This is a genomic window from Streptomyces sp. NPDC005302 (assembly GCF_040607345.1).
GTDB lineage: Bacteria > Actinomycetota > Actinomycetes > Streptomycetales > Streptomycetaceae > Streptomyces.
Genome location: NZ_JBEXGN010000022.1, coordinates 1 through 16,667 on the forward strand (window position 1 = coordinate 1; position 16,667 = coordinate 16,667).

A 16,667-nucleotide genomic window follows, 5' to 3' on the forward strand; every position below is an offset into this window, starting at 1 on the left:
GCGCGGCGCTCCGTGCGCATCCCCGCGCCCCCCCCGCCGGCCTCGCCACCCCGCCCCCCCCCCCGGGGGCCCGGCCGAGAGGAACCGTTCCGGGGAGGAACGGTTCCTCTCGGCGTTTCCGGGGGTGCGGAGCCGGCGCCCGCCCCGGGGCCCGTCTGGCACCGGTTCCGCACAGGTGAGCGGGCTCGTCCAGCTGGCGGACGCACGGTGCGGTTCCGCCCCCTCCCGCCGGTAGGGTGGCCGGGTTCCTGCCGGACAACGTGGTCCGGTCCCCGGCCCACGTTGAGAAGGTATTTCGGGCTATGCGCATTGGTGTCCTCACGTCCGGCGGCGACTGCCCCGGCCTGAACGCCGTCATCCGGTCCGTCGTACACCGTGCCGTCGTCGACCACGGCGACGAGGTCATCGGCTTCCGCGACGGCTGGAAGGGACTGCTGGAGTGCGACTACCTCAAGCTCGACCTCGACGCGGTGAGCGGCATCCTGGCCCGCGGCGGCACCATGCTCGGCTCCTCCCGGGTCCAGCCCGCCCATCTGCGTGACGGTGTGGAGCGGGCCCGTGGCCACGTCGAGGAGCTCGGGCTCGACGCGATCATCCCGATCGGCGGCGAGGGCACGCTCAAGGCCGCCCGCCTGCTGTCGGACGCCGGCCTGCCGATCGTCGGCGTGCCCAAGACCATCGACAACGACATCGCGGTCACGGACGTCACCTTCGGTTTCGACACCGCCGTCGGTGTCGCGACCGAGGCCCTCGACCGCCTGAAGACCACCGCCGAGTCGCACCAGCGCGTGCTGATCGTGGAGGTCATGGGCCGCCACACCGGCTGGATCGCGCTGCACTCCGGAATGGCGGCGGGGGCGCACGCCATCGTCGTACCGGAGCGGCCCTTCGACATCGAGGAGCTGGCCGCGAAGGTCGGCGAACGTTTCGCGGCCGGCAAGCGCTTCGCCATCGTCGTCGCCGCAGAGGGCGCCAAGCCCCGCGAGGGCTCCATGGCGTACGACGAGGGCGGCAAGGACGTCTACGGCCACGAGCGTTTCGCGGGCATCGCCCGGCAGCTCTCCATCGAGCTGGAGGAGCGCCTCGGCAAGGAGGCCCGGCCGGTCATCCTCGGACACGTGCAGCGCGGCGGCACACCGACGGCGTACGACCGTGTCCTCGCGACCCGGTTCGGCTGGCACGCCGTGGAGGCCGTGCACCGCGGCGAGTTCGGGAACATGACCGCGCTGCGCGGGACCGACATCGTGATGGTGTCGCTCGCGGAGGCGGTGGAGACCCTCAAGACGGTCCCGGACGAGCGCTACGCCGAGGCGGAGTGCGTGCTCTGAGACGTTCACATCTGGAACTGCCCCCGGTCGCGAGTGCGGCCGGGGGCAGTTCTAGTCTGGTGCGGACAGACAGCGCACAACCCTCCCTCAGTGCCTTAAAAGGGCCCGGGAGGCACCCCCAGAAACAGGAGCCGGTGGATGGATCACAGCGGGCACGGCATGACCATGGATCTGCCGCCGTTCACGCTGGGACGAGGGCTCACGTGGTCCCCGGACCCGTTCTTCCTCGTCGCGTGTCTGCTCGGGCTCGGACTGTACGGCTGGGGCGTGGTGCGGCTCGCACGGCGCGGCGACAGCTGGTCGTGGGGCCGGACCGTCTCCTTCGTCATCGGCGTGCTGACCGTGCTGCTCATGATGTGCACCCGGCTGAACGACTACGGCATGGTCATGTTCAGCGTGCACATGGTGCAGCACATGGTCATCAGCATGCTGTCCCCGATCCTGATCCTGCTCGGCGCGCCGATCACCCTCGCCCTGCGGGCCCTGCCGGTGGCGGCGAAGCGGGGCAGCAAGGGGCCGCGTGAACTGCTGCTGATGTTCCTGCACAGCAGGTTCATGCGGATCATCACCCACCCGGCGTTCACCATCCCGCTGTTCATCGCGAGCCTGTACGCGCTGTACTTCTCCCCGATCTTCGACTTCCTGATGGGCTCCAGGACGGGCCACATCGCGATGATGTGCCACTTCCTCGCCGTCGGGCTGGTGTTCTTCTGGCCGATCATGGGCGTGGACCCGGGCCCGCACCGGCCGGGCTATCTGCTGCGGATGCTGGAGCTGTTCGCGGGCATGCCGTTCCACGCGTTCTTCGGCATCGCGCTGATGATGGCCTCGCAGCCGATGGTCGAGACCTACAAGAACCCGCCCGCGTCCCTCGGCATCGACGCGCTCGCCGACCAGACCGCCGCGGGCGGCATCGCCTGGGCGTTCAGTGAGATCCCCTCCGTCCTCGTCCTGCTCGCGCTGCTCTTCCAGTGGTACGGCTCCGAGCAGCGGCAGGCCAAGCGCCAGGACCGGGCGGCGGACCGCGACGGTGACAAGGAGCTGGAGGCGTACAACGCCTATCTGGCCTCGCTCGACGCACGCAGTCGCTGACCGGCGTGGGGCGCGGGAAGTCGCCCCGCCCCTGGCGAACTGCGTCCCTCCGGGTGAAAATGGCCCCAAAGGCCACGGTCCGCGCTGCGGGCCCGCCTGGAGGAGGGTGTCGCGATGCCCGGTTCGACGAAGACGATGGGGGTGCTCACCGTGGGCGGGCTCGTCATGGTGACGGCCTACACGGTGGCGCTGGGCAGCAACGGCTGGCTGTGGTTCGGCTGGGTCGTGCTCGGTCTGATCACGCTGGGGATGGTGGTCTCGCACGCCTGACCGCGGCGCGCGGGGCCCGGCCTTTGTGCGACCCGGTCACTGCCGGGGGCGCCGGGCCGCCGAGTGGACGCCCGGCTGGTACTTGGGCAGCCGGGCGGTGATCTTCATGCCCGCGCCGGCGGCGGTCTCGATGACGAGGCCGTGGTCGTCGCCGTAGACCTGGCGCAGCCGCTCGTCGACGTTGGACAGGCCGATCCCGCCGGAGGGGCTGACCTCGCCTGACAGGATGCGGCGCAGCCGGTCGGGGTCCATGCCGACTCCGTTGTCCTCGATGACGACGAGGGCCTCGGCTCCCGCGTCCTGGGCCGTGATGCTGATGTGGCTCTTGTCGGTCTTGCCCTCCAGACCGTGCTTGACGGCGTTCTCCACCAGTGGCTGGAGGCAGAGGAAGGGCAGCGCGACCGGCAGCACCTCGGGCGCGATCTGCAGGGTGACGGAGAGCCGCTCGCCGAAGCGGGCCCGGACGAGCGCCAGGTAGTGGTCGATGGCGTGGAGTTCGTCCGCGAGGGTGGTGAAGTCGCCGTGCCTGCGGAACGAGTAGCGGGTGAAGTCGGCGAACTCCAGCAGGAGTTCACGCGCGCGCTCCGGGTCGGTGCGGACGAACGAGGCGATCACCGCGAGCGAGTTGAAGATGAAGTGCGGGGATATCTGGGCGCGCAGGGCCTTGATCTCGGCCTCGATCAGCCGGGTCCGGGACTGGTCGAGGTCGGCCAGTTCCAGTTGGACGGAGACCCAGCGCGCCACCTCGCCGGCCGCGCGCACCAGGACGGCGGACTCCCGGGGCGCGCAGGCGACGAGCGCTCCGTGGACCCGTTCCTCGACGGTGAGCGGGGCGACGACGGCCCAGCGCAGCGTGCAGGAGGGCTCCTCGCAGTGCAGCCGGAAGGCCTCGCCGCGGCCGGTGTCCAGCGGGCCGCCGAGCCGTTCCATGATCTCGGCTCGGTGGTGGGAGCCGACACCGTCCCAGGCGAGGACCGTCTCCTGGTCGGTGAGGCAGAGCGCGTCGGTGCCGAGCAGGGTGCGCAGCCGCCGCGCGGAGCGGCGGGCGGTCTCCTCGGTGAGACCGGCGCGCAGCGGGGGCGCGGCGAGCGAGGCGGTGTGCAGGGTCTGGAAGGTGGCGTGCTCGACGGGCGTGCCGAGGCCGCCGAGGGTCTGCGGGCGCGCGGTGCGCCTGCCGAGCCAGAACCCGGCGGCGAGCAGCGGCAGTGCGGCGACGCAGAGGCCGGCGAGGAACCCGCTCACCGGCCCGCCGCCTCGGTGAGTTCCTCCGGGAGGTGGAAGCGGGCGAGGATCGCGGCCGTCCCCGCCGGTACGCGGGTGGCGGTGGCCAGGGACACGAGCAGCATGGTGACGAAGCCGAGCGGCACGGACCAGAGGGCCGGCCAGGCGAGCAGGGCGTGCAGCGGGCCGGTGCGCGGATAGCCGGCCATGGTGGCCGCGACGGCGACGAGGGCCGCGCCGCCGCCGACGAGCATCCCGGCGGCGGCCCCGGGCGGGGTGAGCCGGCGCCACCAGATGCCGAGGACGAGCAGCGGGCAGAACGAGGACGCGGACACGGCGAACGCGAGCCCGACCGCGTCGGCGACGGGCAGCCCGCCGACCAGCACGCTCGCGGCGAGCGGTACGGCCATCGCGAGGACGGTGCCGAGCCGGAAGTGCCGGACGCCGCGGGAGGGCAGCACGTCCTGGGTGAGCACTCCGGCGACCGCCATCGTCAGTCCGGAGGCCGTGGACAGGAACGCGGCGAAGGCTCCGCCCGCGACGAGGGCGCCCAGCAGGTTCCCGCCGGCTCCGCCGATCATCCGGTCGGGCAGCAGGAGCACGGCGGCGTCCGCGTCGCCGCTGAGGCTCAGTTCCGGGGTGTACAGCCGGCCGAGTGCTCCGTAGACGGGCGGGAGGAGGTAGAAGGCGCCGATGAGTCCGAGCACGGCGACGGTGGTGCGGCGGGCGGCGACGCCGTGCGGGCTGGTGTAGAAGCGGACGACGACGTGGGGCAGGCCCATGGTGCCGAGGAAGGTGGCGAGGATCAGGCCGTAGGTCGCGTAGAGGGGGCGCTCCTCGCGTCCGGCGGCGAGGGAGGTCGACATGCCGCCGTTGGTGCCGCGGTCGGCCGCGGGGACCGGGTCGCCGCGGCCGAAGGTCAGCCGGGTGCCCCGTTCGACGTGGTGGGTGCCGGGCGGGAGGCGCAGTCGCGCGGCGTCGTAGCGGCGGCCGTCCACGGTGCCGGTCGCGGTGACGGTGAGCGTCCGGGACAGCTTCAGGTCGAGGGTGTCGTCGATCCGGACGAGACGCTGCTCGCGGAAGGCCGGCGGTTCGTCGAAGGCGTGGCGGGGCGCGCCGTGGGACTGCCAGGCGAGGACGAGGAAGAGCGCCGGGACGAGCAGGGCGGTGAGCTTGAGCCAGTACTGGAAGGCCTGCACGAAGGTGATGCTGCGCATGCCGCCCGCGGCGACGGTGGCGACCACGACGACGGCGACGAGGACGCCGCCGAACCAGTCGGGCGCGTCCGTCATGACGGCCAGTGTCAGCCCCGCGCCCTGGAGTTGGGGCAGCAGGTACAGCCAGCCGACGCCGACGACGAAGGCGCCGGCGAGCCGTCGGACCGCCTGTGAACCGAGCCGTGCCTCCGCGAAGTCGGGCAGTGTGTAGGCGCCGGAGCGGCGCAGCGGCGCCGCGACGAACAGGAGCAGCACGAGATAGCCGGCGGTGTAGCCGACGGGGTACCAGAGCATGTCGGGTCCCTGGACGAGGACCAGGCCGGCGATGCCGAGGAAGGACGCGGCGGAGAGATACTCGCCGCTGATCGCGGCGGCGTTGAGGCGGGGGCCGACGGTGCGTGAGGCGACGTAGAAGTCGGAGGTGGTCCGGGAGATGCGCAGGCCGAACGCTCCGACCAGGACGGTCGCGACGACGACCAGGGCGACCGCGGGGACGGCGTAGTTCTGGTTCACGGGTCAGCGGTCCTCGACGAGCCGCACGAAGTCGCGCTCGTTGCGTTCGGCCCGGCGGATGTACCAGCGGGCGAGCAGCACCAGGGGAGGGTAGACGCAGAAGCCGAGGACGGCCCATTCCAGTCCGGCGCGGTCCGGCATCGCGGCGAAGAACAGCGGCAGCGGGGCGACGAGCAGGACGAGGACGGTGAACACGGCGAGAGCTACGCGGAGTTGGCTGCGCATGAGGGAGCGGACGTAGGTGTGGCCGAGGGTGGTCTGTTCGTCGATCTCGGTTCGTGGCCGGTAGGAGCCGGACCCGTGCGGGTGCCGTCCGCGCGAGCGGAGGCGGGCGGACGGGAGGGTTCGCCGGGGTGCTCCGGTGACGACCACACGGCGTTCGGCGGGGTCCTGCGGCACGCCGTCCTCCTCAGCTCGTGGTCCGGCGCAGCAGCAGGTCGCGCAGTTGTCGCGCGTGGCGGCGGCTGACCTGGAGTTCGACGGAGTCGACGAGGACGCTGACGGTGCCCGCGTCCAGCCGGAGTTCGGCTATGTGGCGCAGGGCGACGAGGTGGCGGCGGTGGATGCGGACGAAGCCGCGGGAGCGCCAGCGCTCTTCGAGGGTGGACAGCGGAATGCGCACCAGATGGCTGCCCTGCGCGGTGTGCAGCCGGGCGTAGTCGCCGTGGGCCTCGACGTGGGTGATGTCCTCGACGGCCACGAAGCGGGTGACGCCGCCGAGTTCGACGGAGATGTGGTCGGGGTCGGGCTCGTGGACGGGGATCCGTGGTGCGGTGTCCCGGAGTTGGGCCGCGCGGCGGATCGCCTCGGCGAGCCGTTCGCGCCGTACGGGCTTGAGGACGTAGTCGACGGCCTTGAGGTCGAAAGCCTGGACGGCGAATCCCTCGTGGGCGGTCACGAACACGACGAGCGGCGGCTGCGCGAACCCGCCGAGCAGCCGGGCCAGGTCGAGTCCGTCGAGGCCCGGCATGTGGATGTCGAGGAAGACGACGTCGATCGCCTCCGGCCCGCCCGGTCCGGACTCCAGGGCGCGGTTGATGCGGCGCAGCGCCTCGGTCGCGTCGCCTGCTCCCTCGGCGCTGCCGATCCGGGGATCGGCGTTCAGGAGATACAGGAGTTCCTCCAGGGAGGGTTGTTCGTCGTCGACGGCGAGGGCGCGCAGCATGAGAGTGGAGTGTAAGAGCGATTCGTGCGGCTGGACATGTGCGGGACATGGCCGTCGTACCCGGCGGGGTGGCGGCCGCCGCTGGATACAGTGCCGCCATGAACAGCAAGCCCGCGATGTTCGACGAGCTGGACCGCAAGATCATCACCGCTCTGATGGCCAACGCCCGGACGAGCTTCGCGGAGATCGGCGCGGCCATCGGGCTGTCCGCCACGGCGGTCAAACGCCGGGTCGACCGGCTGCGCGAGACGGGCGTGATCACCGGGTTCACCGCCACGGTGAAGCCGGTCGCGCTCGGCTGGCGCACGGAGGCGTACGTCGAGGTGTACTGCGAGGGGGCGGCCCCGCCGCGGCGGCTCGCGGAGGTGGTGCGCAACCATCCGGAGATCACCGCGGCGATGACGGTGACCGGGGGCGCCGACGCGCTGCTGCATGTGCGGGCCGTGGACGTGGAGCACTTCGAGGAGGTGCTGGAGCGCATCCGGGTGGAACCGTTCATCCGGAAGACGGTCAGCTACATGGTGCTGTCCCATCTGCTACCGGAGGCTCCGGAGGCGGGGGCGACCCATGCGGCCCCCGACGACGCAGGAAACGTGCGCTGACCCAGTCGATCACGCAGCGATGCTGCGCGTATAAGCAGCTCTCGTCGCTTGTCGCCCGTATCCCCCGTTTCCTACCGTTGAGGTATCCACCCAGCCGACACCGCAGGAAGCGGAGGGACCCCTCTGTGCCCGACAGCCGTGTGCCGCGCCCCCGGCGCTTTCTCGTCTGCGAACCCAGACACTTCGCCGTCCAGTACGCGATCAATCCCTGGATGCATCCCGACACCCCCGTGGATGTGGATCTCGCGCGCGACCAGTGGAAGGCGCTGATCGGCGCCTACCGCGCGCACGGACACTCCGTCGACTCCGTCGAGCCGGTCGCCGGCCTGCCCGACATGGTCTTCGCCGCGAACTCCGCGCTCGTCATCGCGGGCCGGGTCTTCGGCTCGTACTTCCACGCGCCGGAGCGGCGCCCGGAGTCCACCGCGTACGACACCTGGTTCAAGACGGCCGGGTTCGACGTCTACCGTCCCGAGGCGGTCTGCGAGGGCGAGGGCGACCTCGTCCCGACACGCCACTACGTCCTGGCGGGCACCGGCTTCCGTACGACGCCCGAGGCCCATCGCGAGGTCCAGGAGTTCTTCGGCGTACCGGTGATCACGCTGCGTCTGACGGACCCGCGGTTCTACCACCTCGACACCGCCCTGTTCGTCCTGGACGACGAGAACATCGCCTACTACCCGGAGGCCTTCTCGCCCGGCAGCCGTGAGGTGCTGGCCCGGCTGTTCCCGGACGCGGTGGTCGCGACCCGTGAGGACGCCTTCGCCTTCGGCCTCAACTCCGTGTCCGACGGCCGTCACGTCTTCATCGCGCCGCGCGCCGAGGCCCTGGCCGGTCAGCTCGACCGGCACGGTTACGTTCCCGTCCCCGTCGACCTCTCGGAGTTCCAGAAGGCCGGCGGCGGCATCAAGTGCTGCACTCAGGAGATCCGTTCATGACCGCTCCCGCCCGTGTGAGTACCCCCGCCGTCGACGCGCCGCGCGGCTCCGCCGAGCTGATCCGCGCCGAGGCGCCCGTTCTGGCGCACAACTACCATCCGCTGCCCGTGGTCGTCGCGCAGGCCGAGGGCAGCTGGGTCGAGGACGTCGAGGGCCGCCGCTACCTCGACATGCTGGCCGGCTACTCCGCCCTCAACTTCGGCCACCGCAACCCGGTGCTGATCGAGGCGGCGCACCGCCAGCTCGACCGGCTCACCCTCACCTCACGGGCGTTCCACAACGACCGGCTGGCCGGGTTCGCCGAGTCCCTGGCCGAGTTGACCGGCCTGGACATGGTCCTGCCGATGAACACCGGCGCGGAGGCGGTGGAGAGCGCCATCAAGGTGGCGCGCAAGTGGGCGTACGAGGTGAAGGGCGTCGAGCCCGGCCGGGCGACGATCGTGGTGGCCGCCGACAACTTCCACGGCCGGACGACGACCATCGTCAGCTTCTCGACGGACGAGACGGCGCGGGCCGGCTTCGGTCCCTTCACGCCCGGTTTCCGGGTCGTGCCGTACAACGACCTGGCCGCGCTGGAGGCGGCGATCGACGAGACCACGGCCGCGGTGCTCCTGGAGCCGATCCAGGGCGAGGCGGGCGTGGTCATCCCGGACGACGGCTATCTCGCCGGCGTCCGGGAGCTGACCCGTCGCACCGGCTGCCTGTTCGTCGCGGACGAGATCCAGTCGGGCCTCGGGCGCACGGGCACCACTCTGGCGGTGGACCACGAGTCCGTCGTCCCGGACCTGCTGCTCCTCGGGAAGGCTCTGGGCGGCGGCATCGTGCCCGTTTCCGCGGTCGTCGGGCGCCGGGACGTGATGGAGGTGCTCCGTCCGGGTGAGCACGGCTCCACGTTCGGCGGCAATCCGCTCGCCGCCGCGGTCGGTTCCGCGGTCGTCGGCCTGCTGCGGACCGGGGCCTACCAGCGCCGGGCCGCCGCGCTGGGCGTCCTCCTGCGGGACGGCCTGACGACGCTGGTGGGCCAAGGTGTCGTGGGCTTCCGCTCGCGCGGTCTGTGGGCCGGCGTCGACATCGACCCGTCCCTCGGCACGGGCCGTGAGATCAGCCAGGCGCTGATGGGCGAGGGAATCCTCGTCAAGGACACACACGGCTCGACCATCCGTCTGGCACCCCCTCTCACCATCACGGAGGAGGAACTCGGGACGGCTCTCGGGGCCCTGGAGAAGGTTCTGACGCAAGGGGTCTGATACCGGCCAAGGGGCCACAGAGGGTGACTCCGGAACGGTTACGCCCGGCGACGGCCGTGCCTACACTGATCGCTCCCCCGGGGAAATGAGGAGCGCTCCAGTGTTCTATTACGTGCTCAAGTACGTACTTCTTGGTCCGCTGTTGAGACTGGTCTTCCGGCCTCGGATCGAGGGCCTCGAGCACGTACCGTCGTCGGGCGCGGCCATCGTGGCCGGCAATCATCTGTCCTTCTCGGACCACTTCCTGATGCCGGCGATCCTGAAGCGCCGGATCACCTTCCTCGCGAAGGCCGAGTACTTCACCGGTCCGGGGATCAAGGGCCGGCTGACGGCCGCGTTCTTCCGCAGCGCGGGGCAGATCCCGGTCGACCGCTCCGGCAAGGAGGCCGGGCAGGCCGCGATCCGCGAGGGCCTCGGCGTCCTGACCAAGGACGAACTCCTCGGCATCTACCCGGAGGGCACCCGCTCACACGACGGCCGCCTCTACAAGGGCAAGGTCGGCGTCGCGGTGATGGCGCTGCGCGCCCAGGCACCCGTGATCCCCTGCGCGATGATCGGCACGTTCGAGGCCCAGCCCCCGGGCCGGAAGCTTCCGCGGATCCACCCGGTGTCGATCCGCTTCGGCGAGCCCCTCGACTTCTCGCGCTACGCCGGGATGGAGAACGAGAAGACGGTCCTGCGCGCCATCACCGACGAGATCATGTACGCCATCCTCACTCTCTCCGAGCAGGAGTACGTCGACCGGTACGCGGCCGACGTCAAGAAGGAGGAGGCCAGGAAGGCGGAGTCGCGGCGCCCGTTCCGGCGCACGCCGTCGGGCTGAGCCGCGCGGGCGACCGGACGGGAAGAACGTGAAGGGGGCGGCCGGTCGGAACCGGCCGCCCCCTCGTGTCGCGGGTACTACGGCTGAGGAGTGGCGTGCGGCGTGCACGTCACGTCGGCCGCGTCCGTCTTCCCGGTGAGCAGGTAGGAGTCCACCCGCCCGTTGATGCAGGGGTTGAGCAGACCGGTCACACCGTGCGAACCGGCGCCCTTCTCGGTGATGAGCCGGGAGCCCTTGAAGCGCTTGTGCAGTTCGACGGCACCCGCGTACGGCGTGGCGGCGTCGTTGGTGGACTGCACGATCAGGACGGCCGGCAGGCCCTTGCCGGTCTTCACGTCAACCGGCGTCTGCTGCTTGACCGGCCAGGTGGCGCACGGCAGGTTCATCCACGCGTTGGCCCACGTCATGAACGGGTAGTCCTTGTGCAGCCGGGAGTTGTCCCGGTCCCACTTCTGCCAGCTGGTCGGCCACTTGGCGTCGGTGCACTCGACGGCCGTGTAGACGGCGTTGCCGTTCTCCGCGGAGGCGTTGCCCGCGGTGTCGGACAGGTCGGGCGCCGCGGCGTCCACGATCGCCTGGGTGTCACCGGCGACGTACTTGCTGAACACCGTGGCGATCGGCACCCACGAGGAGTCGTAGTACGGGGCGCTCTGGAAGAAGGAGATCAGCTCGGCGGGGCCGACGACGCCGCCCAGCGGGCTCTTCTTCGCGGCGGCGCGCAGCTTCAGCCACTGGTCCTGGACCTTGGCGCGGGTGTCGCCGAGATGGAAGGCGGCGTCGTTCTTGGCGACCCAGTCCTCCCAGTCCTTCCAGCGGCCCTCGAAGGCCACGTCCTGGCCCAGGTTGGCCTCGTACCAGATGTTCTCGCGCGCGGGGTTGACGACGCTGTCGACGACCATGCGGCGCACGTGGCCCGGGAAGAGGGTGCCGTAGACGGCGCCGAGGTAGGTGCCGTACGAGACGCCGAGGTAGTTGAGCTTCTTCTCGCCGAGCGCGGCGCGGATGACGTCCAGGTCGCGGGCGGTGTTGGGCGTGGTCATCTGCCGCAGCACGGCCTTGCCGCTGCGCTCGGCACAGCCGTCGGCGTACTCGGCGGCCAGCTTGCGCTGGGCGCGCTTGTCCGCCTCGCTGTCCGGGACCGGGTCCGCCTTGGGCGCCTTCACGAACTCCTGCGGGTCGATGCAGGAGATCGGGGCGGAGTGGCCGACACCGCGGGGGTCGAAGCCCACGAAGTCGTAGGCCTTGGAGGTGTTCACCCACAGCGGGTTCTTGCCGGTGACCCGGGTCGGGAAGCGCATGCCGGAGCCGCCGGGGCCGCCCGGGTTGTAGACGAGGGCGCCCTGGCGCTCCTCCTTCGTCCCGGTGCTGCCGATCCGGTCGACGGCGAGCTTGATCTGCTTGCCGTGCGGGTGGGCGTAGTCCAGCGGCACGCTGACCCAGCCGCACTGGATGGGCTTCACGAAGCCCCAGTCGGCCGGGCAGTCCTGCCAGTCGATCCCCGCCTTGGCGGCCCGGTCCGCGGCGACGGCGGCACCGCGCTGCTCGCGGCTCTGCCCGTGGCTCCAGCCGTGACGCGAGTCGGCGGTGGCCGACGGGGCCGCCACGGCTCCGGCTATCAGGGTCGCCGTGACGAGCACGCCGGCCGAACCGAACGCCGTCACCCGCTTCGAGGTTCTCTTGGACCTCAAGTGGGACCTCCCCGTACATCGTTGCGATTGGTACGGGGATCCTTGCGGCTGTGAGGTCCCTGAGAACAGATGTGACCGGCGTTCTTTACCATTCCGATAGCCGGTACGCCGTGCTCCGTTGAGCGGTGAGCCTCCGGTGAACCCGCCTTTGTCCAGCGGTTCCTGACGCTACGTGAGGTCGCGCAGCGCCTCGTCCATGATCCGTCGCAGCAGCAGGGCGTCGGGGGCCAGCGCGGTGACGAGGACGGCGGGCCCGGCGAGCGGGGTGAGTGCGGCGTACTCCCCCAGCATCCGCGCCGGCGGCGGTTCCTCCTCGAACTCCGGCCGTACGACGACGAGCTGGCCGAGAGCCCGGCGTCCCGCGAGGACGGCGGGCCCGTCCCAGCCGCCCGGCGCGCCGGGGCCGCACGCCAGTTCCTGGTCCAGCAGGGTCCGTCCGTCGTGGCGCACGGTGAGCCGGCTGGTGAGGCGTCCCGGGTTCTCGGCCACCCGGCCGAGGACCTGCTCCTCCCGGAAGACGAGCCGGGCGCCGCGCCGCAGTTCGATGCGCGAGGTGACGGACAGCTCGCTGCCGCCGGCGGAGATCAACTGCTCGGGCAGCCAACGCAGTTCACCGTCCCCGTCGACGTCGAGGCGCACGTCGTAGCGTGCCTCGCCCTTGGCCTGTCCGGGCAGGGCGATGGTGGCGGCGGCCGATCCGACGTGCAGGTGCGCGTCCGGGCCGACCCGCGCCTCCACGGTGAGGTGGTCGCCGCCGAGCGGTCCGCTCATCGCGCCGACGAGCGTCACCCGCGCCTCGGTTCCGCTGCCGCGGGTGCGGCGCAGGGCGAGCGGCCCCTCGCCGTCGAGCACGGGCAGTGACGTCCCGCCCCGTCCGTCGGCCCGGGCCTCGATCCGTGCGGTGGCGCGCACGCCCTGGGTGGTCACGCCGTCCACGCGGCGAGCCGGCCGCGCACCCAGCCGGCGACGTCCGCGACCCCGGCCTCGGTCCGCAACGACTGGAAGACCACGGGAAGTTCGTCGCGCTGCGCCTTGGCGTCGGCGGCCATGCGTCCGAGGTCGGACCCGACGTAGAGGGCCAGGTCGGTCTTGTTCACCACGAGCAGGTCGGCGGTGGTGACGCCCGGTCCGCCCTTGCGCGGGATGTCGTCCCCGCCCGCGACGTCGATCACGAAGATCTGGGCGTCGACGAGTCCCCGGGAGAAGGTCGCCGTGAGGTTGTCGCCGCCGGACTCCACGAGGATCAGATCCAGCGGCCCGGCCTCGTCCTCCAGGTCCTCGACCGCTTCGAGGTTCGCGGAGATGTCGTCCCGGATGGCGGTGTGCGGGCAGGCCCCCGTCTCCACGGCGGTGATCCGTTCCGGCGGCAGGACCGCCTCCCGCAGCAGGAACTCGGCGTCCTCGCGGGTGTAGATGTCGTTCGTGACGACGGCGAGGGACAGTTCGTCGCGCAGGGCCCGGCAGAGCGCGGCGACGGTGGCGGTCTTGCCGGATCCGACGGGGCCTCCGAGTCCGATGCGCAGGGCGCGGCGTCGGCCGTCGGGCCGGTGGGCGTCGGCGCTGATCGCGGCGGGGCCGTCGTGGGAGTGGCCGAGATGCATGACAGGGCTCCTGATTCTTCCGGTCCGCTTCGGTGCGGTGCGGTGCGATCGGTCCGGCTTCGGCCGGTCGGGCGCTCCGGGCCGAGGACGGGGAGGGGTGTGCGGGTGTGCGGGTGGCTCTCGCGGTGGCGGTGGGCACCGGCCCCGACGGACCGGGGCCTTGGGGCGGGGTGGTGGGGTGCGGGGTGGCGGGACGACCGTGTCCGGCGGTGGTCGTCCCGAAGGTGCCCCTTCCGGTGCGTGCCGTGTCCGGCTAGGACGCGAAGAGACGGACGGGCCAGGCGGCGTGCGCCTCCGCGCTGATCTCCAGCATCGGTGCCGACGCCGCCGGCAGTGCCTCGACCCCTTCGTCGAGGACCCGCCGTGCCGCGCTCGCCGCCGCGTGCGCGACGACGTCCAGCTCGGGTGCCAGCCGGGCCAGTACGGCCGTCGCGTCGAACGGGTCGAGGCTGAGCAGCCGCACCGTCGCGGACGCGGGCCCGCTGACGCACTCGTACACGGAGCAGTACGCGGCGTCCTCGGGTCCGAGTCCCGCCGCCCGTGCCGCCACGCCGAGCACGACCGGCTGGTGGGCTCCCTTGGGGAACTCCTTGGCCAGCTGGTCGAGTTCGGCGCAGGGCCAGGTGGCGCGGGCGGCTCTCATGAGCTGCCGCCCCAGCCGGCGCGCGACGCCCCGCAGCGCGAGGGAGGGGGTGCGGGCGTCGGCGGCGGCGTCCAGGGCCACCGGGTCGCCGCCGAGCGCGGCGGTCGCGGCCAGCGCGGCCGCGACGAGTCCGGTCGTGTGCAGGCGGCCCCGGCAGAACTCCTCCAGGCTCGCCGCTCCGGTGATCCGCCCGGCCTTGACGGCGGCCTCGGCCCCGCCGGAGTGCGCGTGCCCTCCGGCGGGGAACCGGCCGTCGGCCAGGACGAGCAGTGCTGCGCGGGACATCAGAAGAGGAAGTAACGCTGGGCCATGGGCAGTTCGGCGGCCGGAGTCGCCTCGACGAGTTCCCCGTCGATGTGCACGGCGAAGCTGTCGGGGTCGATCCGCACGTCGGGCCGTGCGTCGTTCTCCCGCATGTCGGCCTTGGTCACCGCCCGCGTCGACTCGATGGCCACGAACCGCTTGCCGAGCGAGAGACGTTCCGGCAGCCCGTCCTCGATGGCGAGCGGTGCCACGAAGTTGAAGGAGTTGGCGGCCGGGGCCCGCCCGATCGCCCCGAACATCGGCCGGGGCAGGATCGGCTGCGGTGTCGGGATCGACGCGTTGGCGTCGCCCATCTGCGCGTACGCGATCATTCCGCCCTTGATGACGAGGTGCGGCTTGACCCCGAAGAACGCGGGTTCCCAGAGCACCAGGTCGGCGAGCTTGCCGGTCTCGACGGAGCCGATCTCGCGTGCGAGGCCCTGCGCGAGCGCCGGGTTGATGGTGTATTTGGCGACATAGCGACGGACCCTGTGGTTGTCCGCGGCGCCGTCCCCGGGCAGCGCGCCCCGGCGCCGCTTCATCACGTGGGCGGTCTGCCAGGTCCGCATGATCACCTCCCCGACCCGGCCCATGGCCTGGGAGTCGGACGAGATGATCGAGATGGCGCCCAGGTCGTGCAGTATGTCCTCGGCGCCGATCGTCGAGGGCCGGATGCGGGACTCGGCGAAGGCCAGGTCCTCGGGCACCGCCGGGTTCAGGTGATGGCACACCATCAACATGTCGAGATGTTCCTCGGCGGTGTTGACGGTGTACGGCCGGGTCGGGTTGGTCGAGCTGGGGAGTACGTACGACTCGGAGACCACGGACATGATGTCCGGCGCGTGCCCGCCGCCCGCGCCCTCGGTGTGGTAGGCGTGGATGCCGCGTCCGCCGATCGCGGCGAGGGTGTCGGCGACGAACCCCGCCTCGTTGAGCGTGTCGGTGTGGATGGCGACCTGGATGCCCGTGCGGTCGGCCACCGTGAGGGCGGCGTCGATCGCGGCGGGCGTCGAACCCCAGTCCTCGTGGATCTTCAGGCCGAGCGCGCCGCCCCGGATCTGCGACAGCATCGCGTCGTGCGAGACGGTGTTGCCCTTGCCGAGCAGACCGAAGTTGAGCGGATAGCCCTCCATCGCCTCCAGCATCCGGGCCAGATGCCAGGGGCCGGGCGTCACGGTGGTCGCCTTGGAGCCCTCGGCGGGGCCGGTGCCGCCGCCGACGAGCGTGGTGATGCCGGAGGCGAGCGCCTCGTCGGCGATCTGCGGGCAGATCAGATGGACGTGGGCGTCGATGGCGCCCGCGGTCAGGATGCGCCCGTTGCCCGCGATGATCTCGGTCTCGGGACCGATCACCAGGTCGGGGTGGACTCCGTCCATGGTGTCGGGGTTGCCCGCCTTGCCGATGCCGGTGATCCGGCCGTCGCGGATACCGACGTCGGCCTTGACGATCCCCCAGTGGTCGATGATCACGACCCCGGTGACGACCGTGTCCGGGGTGCCGTCGGCGCGGGTGGCGCGAGACTGCCCCATGGACTCGCGGATGACCTTGCCGCCGCCGAACACCGCCTCGTCACCGGCGAGTCCGGGACCGCCGGAGCGGTCCTCCTCGATCTCGACCAGCAGGTCGGTGTCGGCGAGGCGGATGCGGTCGCCGGTGGTGGGGCCGAACAGATCGGCGTACCGGGCGCGCGAGATCTCAGGCATCGAGGGCACCTCCGGTCTCGCCGCGCAGACCGGGCACCACACGGGCACCGGCGAGCGGGACGAGTTCGACGTCGACGGGGATTCCGGGCTCGAAGCGCACGGCGGTGCCGGCGGCGACGTTGAGCCGCTTGCCGCGTGCGGCGGCGCGGTCGAAGTCCAGACCGGGGTTGGCCTCGGCGAAGTGGTAGTGGGAGCCGACCTGGACGGGACGGTCGGCGGCGTTCAGGACGGTCAGGCGGGTGACCTCGCGGCCCTCGTTGTAGCGGACGGGCCCGTCGGCGAAGAGGATCTCTCCGGGAATCATGGCGCGTGC

Annotated in this window: 17 protein-coding genes; 7 read left to right on the plus strand and 10 right to left on the minus strand. The window is 71.7% G+C overall.

Features of this window, described 5'->3' with window-relative positions; translation table 11 throughout:
* Positions 1 to 302 precede the first annotated feature (302 nt).
* The 3 genes from ABZT74_RS27395 to ABZT74_RS27405 all read left to right on the plus strand — a co-directional run bounded on the left by ABZT74_RS27395 (position 303) and on the right by ABZT74_RS27405 (position 2,690).
* On the plus strand, positions 303 to 1,328 hold the full coding sequence (locus ABZT74_RS27395; RefSeq protein WP_355867010.1) for a 6-phosphofructokinase: 1,026 nt from the start codon (positions 303 to 305) through the stop codon (positions 1,326 to 1,328).
* 138 nt (positions 1,329 to 1,466) lie between these two features.
* Positions 1,467 to 2,420 (plus strand): cytochrome c oxidase assembly protein, encoded by a 954-nt coding sequence (locus ABZT74_RS27400; protein ID WP_356167821.1) that lies wholly within the window; start codon positions 1,467 to 1,469, stop codon positions 2,418 to 2,420.
* Positions 2,421 to 2,534: 114 nt separating this feature from the next.
* Positions 2,535 to 2,690: a hypothetical protein gene (locus tag ABZT74_RS27405; protein WP_355867016.1), complete on the plus strand. Its 156-nt coding sequence runs from the start codon at positions 2,535 to 2,537 to the stop codon at positions 2,688 to 2,690.
* Positions 2,691 to 2,726: 36 nt separating this feature from the next.
* On the opposite strand, the gene ABZT74_RS27410 is transcribed toward ABZT74_RS27405, so the two are convergent.
* The 4 genes from ABZT74_RS27410 to ABZT74_RS27425 are packed head-to-tail and all read right to left on the minus strand — an operon-like array spanning position 2,727 to position 6,806.
* Positions 2,727 to 3,932: a histidine kinase gene (locus ABZT74_RS27410; protein WP_355867019.1), complete on the minus strand. Its 1,206-nt coding sequence runs from the start codon at positions 3,930 to 3,932 to the stop codon at positions 2,727 to 2,729.
* The gene (locus tag ABZT74_RS27415) at positions 3,929 to 5,641 is read right to left on the minus strand and encodes a cation acetate symporter (RefSeq protein WP_356167818.1); all 1,713 of its coding nucleotides are present in this window, start codon (positions 5,639 to 5,641) and stop codon (positions 3,929 to 3,931) included. The genes ABZT74_RS27410 and ABZT74_RS27415 overlap by 4 nt, the downstream gene beginning before the upstream one ends.
* 3 nt (positions 5,642 to 5,644) lie before the next feature.
* Entirely contained in the window at positions 5,645 to 6,040 is a 396-nt protein-coding gene (locus ABZT74_RS27420; RefSeq protein WP_356438891.1) for a hypothetical protein, read from the minus strand.
* Between the two features lie 10 nt (positions 6,041 to 6,050).
* Entirely contained in the window at positions 6,051 to 6,806 is a 756-nt protein-coding gene (locus ABZT74_RS27425) for a response regulator transcription factor (protein ID WP_355867028.1), read from the minus strand.
* A 98-nt stretch (positions 6,807 to 6,904) separates the two neighbouring features.
* Between ABZT74_RS27425 and ABZT74_RS27430 the strand changes: the two genes are divergently transcribed.
* From ABZT74_RS27430 to ABZT74_RS27445, 4 genes are all read left to right on the plus strand, one after another.
* Complete coding sequence (locus ABZT74_RS27430; protein WP_355867031.1) at positions 6,905 to 7,408, plus strand: Lrp/AsnC family transcriptional regulator; 504 nt, start codon at positions 6,905 to 6,907, stop codon at positions 7,406 to 7,408.
* Positions 7,409 to 7,533: 125 nt separating this feature from the next.
* Entirely contained in the window at positions 7,534 to 8,346 is an 813-nt protein-coding gene (ddaH, locus tag ABZT74_RS27435; RefSeq protein ID WP_355867034.1) for a dimethylargininase, read from the plus strand.
* Positions 8,343 to 9,593: an ornithine--oxo-acid transaminase gene (gene rocD / locus ABZT74_RS27440; RefSeq protein WP_356167814.1), complete on the plus strand. Its 1,251-nt coding sequence runs from the start codon at positions 8,343 to 8,345 to the stop codon at positions 9,591 to 9,593. Before ddaH ends, rocD begins: the two co-directional genes overlap by 4 nt.
* Before the next feature lie 100 nt (positions 9,594 to 9,693).
* Positions 9,694 to 10,416 carry a lysophospholipid acyltransferase family protein gene (locus tag ABZT74_RS27445; RefSeq protein WP_355867041.1) on the plus strand — a complete coding sequence of 241 codons (723 nt, stop codon included), beginning with the start codon at positions 9,694 to 9,696 and terminating at the stop codon, positions 10,414 to 10,416.
* 77 nt (positions 10,417 to 10,493) lie between these two features.
* On the opposite strand, the gene ABZT74_RS27450 is transcribed toward ABZT74_RS27445, so the two are convergent.
* From ABZT74_RS27450 to ABZT74_RS27475, 6 genes are all read right to left on the minus strand, one after another.
* Entirely contained in the window at positions 10,494 to 12,104 is a 1,611-nt protein-coding gene (locus ABZT74_RS27450) for an alpha/beta hydrolase (protein ID WP_355867044.1), read from the minus strand.
* Positions 12,105 to 12,272: 168 nt separating this feature from the next.
* On the minus strand, positions 12,273 to 13,031 hold the full coding sequence (locus ABZT74_RS27455; protein ID WP_356168173.1) for an urease accessory protein UreD: 759 nt from the start codon (positions 13,029 to 13,031) through the stop codon (positions 12,273 to 12,275).
* On the minus strand, positions 13,028 to 13,705 hold the full coding sequence (gene ureG, locus ABZT74_RS27460; protein ID WP_356438894.1) for an urease accessory protein UreG: 678 nt from the start codon (positions 13,703 to 13,705) through the stop codon (positions 13,028 to 13,030). Before ureG ends, ABZT74_RS27455 begins: the two co-directional genes overlap by 4 nt.
* Before the next feature lie 253 nt (positions 13,706 to 13,958).
* On the minus strand, positions 13,959 to 14,633 hold the full coding sequence (locus ABZT74_RS27465; protein ID WP_356438897.1) for an urease accessory UreF family protein: 675 nt from the start codon (positions 14,631 to 14,633) through the stop codon (positions 13,959 to 13,961).
* Complete coding sequence (locus tag ABZT74_RS27470; protein WP_356438900.1) at positions 14,633 to 16,354, minus strand: urease subunit alpha; 1,722 nt, start codon at positions 16,352 to 16,354, stop codon at positions 14,633 to 14,635. Before ABZT74_RS27470 ends, ABZT74_RS27465 begins: the two co-directional genes overlap by 1 nt.
* On the minus strand, positions 16,347 to 16,658 hold the full coding sequence (locus ABZT74_RS27475) for an urease subunit beta (RefSeq protein WP_355867059.1): 312 nt from the start codon (positions 16,656 to 16,658) through the stop codon (positions 16,347 to 16,349). The genes ABZT74_RS27470 and ABZT74_RS27475 overlap by 8 nt, the downstream gene beginning before the upstream one ends.
* Positions 16,659 to 16,667: the final 9 nt, after the last annotated feature.

What these genes read in the sequence shown, in the direction of transcription:
- ABZT74_RS27395 (WP_355867010.1), top strand. Translation starts at nt 303, where the DNA reads ATGCGCATTGGTGTCCTCACGTCCGGCGGCGACTGCCCCGGCCTGAAC.
- ABZT74_RS27470 (WP_356438900.1), bottom strand. Translation starts at nt 16,354, where the DNA reads ATGCCTGAGATCTCGCGCGCCCGGTACGCCGATCTGTTCGGCCCCACC.
- ABZT74_RS27430 (WP_355867031.1), top strand. Translation starts at nt 6,905, where the DNA reads ATGAACAGCAAGCCCGCGATGTTCGACGAGCTGGACCGCAAGATCATC.
- ABZT74_RS27465 (WP_356438897.1), bottom strand. Translation starts at nt 14,633, where the DNA reads ATGTCCCGCGCAGCACTGCTCGTCCTGGCCGACGGCCGGTTCCCCGCC.
- ABZT74_RS27400 (WP_356167821.1), top strand. Translation starts at nt 1,467, where the DNA reads ATGGATCACAGCGGGCACGGCATGACCATGGATCTGCCGCCGTTCACG.
- ABZT74_RS27405 (WP_355867016.1), top strand. Translation starts at nt 2,535, where the DNA reads ATGCCCGGTTCGACGAAGACGATGGGGGTGCTCACCGTGGGCGGGCTC.
- rocD (WP_356167814.1), top strand. Translation starts at nt 8,343, where the DNA reads ATGACCGCTCCCGCCCGTGTGAGTACCCCCGCCGTCGACGCGCCGCGC.
- ABZT74_RS27425 (WP_355867028.1), bottom strand. Translation starts at nt 6,806, where the DNA reads ATGCTGCGCGCCCTCGCCGTCGACGACGAACAACCCTCCCTGGAGGAA.
- ureG (WP_356438894.1), bottom strand. Translation starts at nt 13,705, where the DNA reads ATGCATCTCGGCCACTCCCACGACGGCCCCGCCGCGATCAGCGCCGAC.
- ABZT74_RS27475 (WP_355867059.1), bottom strand. Translation starts at nt 16,658, where the DNA reads ATGATTCCCGGAGAGATCCTCTTCGCCGACGGGCCCGTCCGCTACAAC.